The organism is Neobacillus drentensis (genome assembly GCF_036962765.1).
In the GTDB taxonomy this organism is placed as follows: domain Bacteria; phylum Bacillota; class Bacilli; order Bacillales; family Cytobacillaceae; genus Neobacillus; species Neobacillus drentensis_C.
Map to the genome: position 1 here is coordinate 30355 of NZ_JBALOS010000011.1, position 3278 is coordinate 33632.

General features: G+C 39.5%; 3 protein-coding genes. 2 read left to right on the forward strand and 1 reads right to left on the reverse strand.

What is annotated here, in order from left to right; all coding sequences use genetic code 11:
* Window positions 1-140: 140 nt before the first annotated feature.
* Window positions 141-749, reverse strand: coding sequence for a TetR/AcrR family transcriptional regulator (locus tag V7137_RS02730; protein WP_335696636.1), 609 nt, complete (start codon window positions 747-749; stop codon window positions 141-143).
* A 223-nt stretch (window positions 750-972) separates the two neighbouring features.
* Between V7137_RS02730 and V7137_RS02735 the strand changes: the two genes are divergently transcribed.
* Both V7137_RS02735 and V7137_RS02740 read left to right on the forward strand, forming a co-directional pair.
* Window positions 973-2118: a YhgE/Pip domain-containing protein gene (locus tag V7137_RS02735; RefSeq protein ID WP_335696655.1), complete on the forward strand. Its 1146-nt coding sequence runs from the start codon at window positions 973-975 to the stop codon at window positions 2116-2118.
* Between the two features lie 248 nt (window positions 2119-2366).
* Window positions 2367-2960, forward strand: a complete 594-nt coding sequence (locus tag V7137_RS02740; protein WP_335696637.1) for a putative ABC transporter permease — start codon at window positions 2367-2369, stop codon at window positions 2958-2960.
* Window positions 2961-3278: the final 318 nt, after the last annotated feature.

The window sequence follows — 3278 nt, forward strand, 5'->3', positions numbered from 1 at the left end:
TTCTAGGCAATTTTCGCAAATGTTCTTACGAAAAGATGCCACGAAGCATCTAGTTATACGGATTGATGAACTTATACGAAAAACAACAATCTATGCGAAAATAGCCTTAAAAAAGACTGCCTGTCACATAACAAGGCAGCCTACATTTTTTTCAACCCCATAACATGTCTAGGTCCCAATAAGGTGATTCGCGATAATATCATCGCCATTTCCTGAGGGGATTTTTCCATCCCGCTTTCTAGCCAATGCTGAATCACACCGAGGTGAGCTGAACTGACGTATGCAAAAAGATCGTCCACTGGGACCAGCATGTTCTCTCTGTTTATTTTGGACATAATGTTATTGTAGAAGGTCTCCTTAATGAAATCTTTCATTTTCCCTTGGAATGATGCGTCGCCTTTTGGACCCAAAATCACTTTCATAAAACTTGAATTTTCATGGAAATATTCGAATAGGTTAACAATGAACGGAAAGGGTTCATTCTCACTATTAAAGTTCATGAAAACAGTTGGGTTTATTTCCAGAGCTATTTTTTTAATTTCATTTAAAATCTCCGCTTCACTCTGCTCCAATAAATCAAATTTGTCATGATAATGTAGATAAAAGGTTCCCCGATTAATTCCTGCTTTTTCAGTTAAATCACGGACGGTTATTCCTTCAAAACCCTTTTCCTCCATTAACTCCGTCAGTGCATCACGAATCAATCGCTTTGTCCGTAGAATACGTTTGTCTGTAAATTTTTCAGGCATGCATAAACCCTCCAAAAATATTCTGTAAGAATAAATAAACGGAATCATCTTATGTGTGGATTAATAGACAGATAGTTTTTTATTGTTTATTGCCTTCGTTAATAAACGAATTATAATATACATCATGGACATTAATCAACATTGTGTCTAATTATATTAGAAAACTAAAGGGGGATTTCTATGAAATTACTTAAAAGTAAATTGGCTTTTTTTTTCACCTTTTATAGTATTAGTTGTGGTACTTATATTTGGATTAACGCTGATTCCATCGGTACAGCCTACTCCTAAGAATTTACCGATTGTGGTAGTCAATTTGGACCAAGGTGTGGACATTCCAAAGCAAGGAAAAGTGAATATGGGGAATTCAATAGCAGACATGATCCAGAAAACAGCCACACCCTCTTCAGGTGAAGAACCGGCCGTTAAATTTTTCCGCGTAAAAAGTTATCAAGATGCGAATAAGGGTTTAGCTAATCGGGATTATTATGCAGCGTTAGTCATACCACAGGATTTCTCGAGGAAGCAAGCGTCGCTTCGCGGGCCTGAACCCGTCTCCCCTGAAATTGAGATAGTAGTGAACCAAGGTATCAATACAGCTGGCTCCACGATGGCAGGAACCGTCCTGAATGGAATCGTTGACCAAATTAATACGAATGTCCGGACGCAATTATTAGCAGAATTTGAGGCAAAAGGGGGAACGATGACGACCAAACAGGCTGCATTCATGGTATCACCGATCACGAAAAAAGTAACAAATGTCAATGAGACCGGTAGAAATAGCATGAATGGAAATGCTCCGATTTCCTTATTCCAGCCGCTTTGGATGGCAAGTATTGCTGGAGCATCGATTATTTTTATGACGTTATCTAAGATATCGTTTACGAGTCGGAAGGAAAAGTTTATTGCACTAATGGCTCAAGTGTTAATGGGAGCAGTTATTGCCCTTGTGGCAGGATTTGGGCTAACATGGATGGCGAATGCAATCGGGGTTCATATAGCTCAATTTGGAGATACGGCATTGTTCTTATCCTTAGCATGTTACAGCTTTTTCTTAATGATTTCAGCTGTTCTGTCTTGGACTGGAATAAAGGGGATTCCCATTTTTGTCATTCTGTTATTCTTTGGAGCCCCCTTACTAGCAATGGCTCCAGAGTTCATGCCACCATTTTACCGTGATTGGATTTTACCTTGGCTGCCCATTCGTTTTTTGGTTGAAGGGCTCAGAGACTTGTTCTTTTTTGGAAAGAATTTAAGCTGGACTCATCCGACGACAGTTTTAGCATGGATCGCGGTCGGAAGCATTGCCGTGATAGTTGCTTCGGTTATAAAATTCCGGTCAAACCAGGAAGCAAAATCTCATGCAGTGTAAGGATCCTCTGGAAAACAGAGGTTTGGCGGAATTCCTGACTGAAATGGCGGATTCAATTGGAAACTGTGCGGAATTCCGACAAAAGTTGGCGGAATCAATCCTTGAATCGGCGGAAATAAACTTAGTTTAGTATGCCACCTTAAACTGGATAGTAGGTGGAGGATAAAATAGGGAAATTTTTGTATATTTGGGAGCATGGCTGTTAAACCTAAAGTGGGAATTTCTTATCCATGAAAGGTGGTTCAGCCATGATCATTAACTTGCTGAATGGTATTGAGTTTCAAAATCTTGATCTAATTAATCTTGAAGGAGCGGCGGCGATTATCTTTTATTTCACCATTTATTCGTTACTAGGCTGGCTCCTTGAAAACAGTTATAACTTTTTTACGAAACGTGAATTTTTTAAGCCAAATTTTCTATTTGGGCCATTTAAACCGATGTACGGCTTTACTCCTTTGTTTTTGGTATTTCTGATTTCACCAGAAACAAATGGGGGAGCAGCTATTCTCCTTTGCTTTTTGATCCCAACCATTGTTGAATATCTGACAGGAGCACTGCTGCAGAAGTTGTTCAACCGAAAATGGTGGGATTATTCCGATACACCAATGCAGATTCATGGCCATATTTGTCTCCCCTTCTCTTTATGCTGGATGGTCTTGTCGTTCATATGCATGAAATGGCTCCATCCTGGGATAGTCACCATGTACGGAGCAATAGAACCATTTTGGTCGTGGGTCTGGTCAGCAATAGGATTATATTTCCTAGCCGATCTTGTCTTAGCGATCCGCAAGCATTCACTCCAAGAACTTATGACGGAAAAAGCGAATAATCCAATCCAGTAGGTGTCTGACACCGTAATCCTATAAAAGAATGGGAAGACCATGTTACATTATCCATTCTTAATCCCGAAGAGGAATGAAGAAGGGCCGATACGGTTCTTCTTTTTTTCTACGTACTTGAATCAGGATGAAAGATTAAAATTCAATGAAAAAAAGAAAACTAAGCAGAAAAAATGCTAAATTGAGGGAGACAGTTCCTAGAGATAACATCGGTTATATAAAATGTTGAAATATGCTGCCACAGCTAATGAATTGGCTATGTTAAAGATTATTGTTGTTTTTGGCACCCTGTTGATTGGAGGGGAAGGCGCGAAGACTCCT

What these genes read in the sequence shown, in the direction of transcription:
- V7137_RS02740 (WP_335696637.1), top strand. Translation starts at nt 2,367, where the DNA reads ATGATCATTAACTTGCTGAATGGTATTGAGTTTCAAAATCTTGATCTA.
- V7137_RS02730 (WP_335696636.1), bottom strand. Translation starts at nt 749, where the DNA reads ATGCCTGAAAAATTTACAGACAAACGTATTCTACGGACAAAGCGATTG.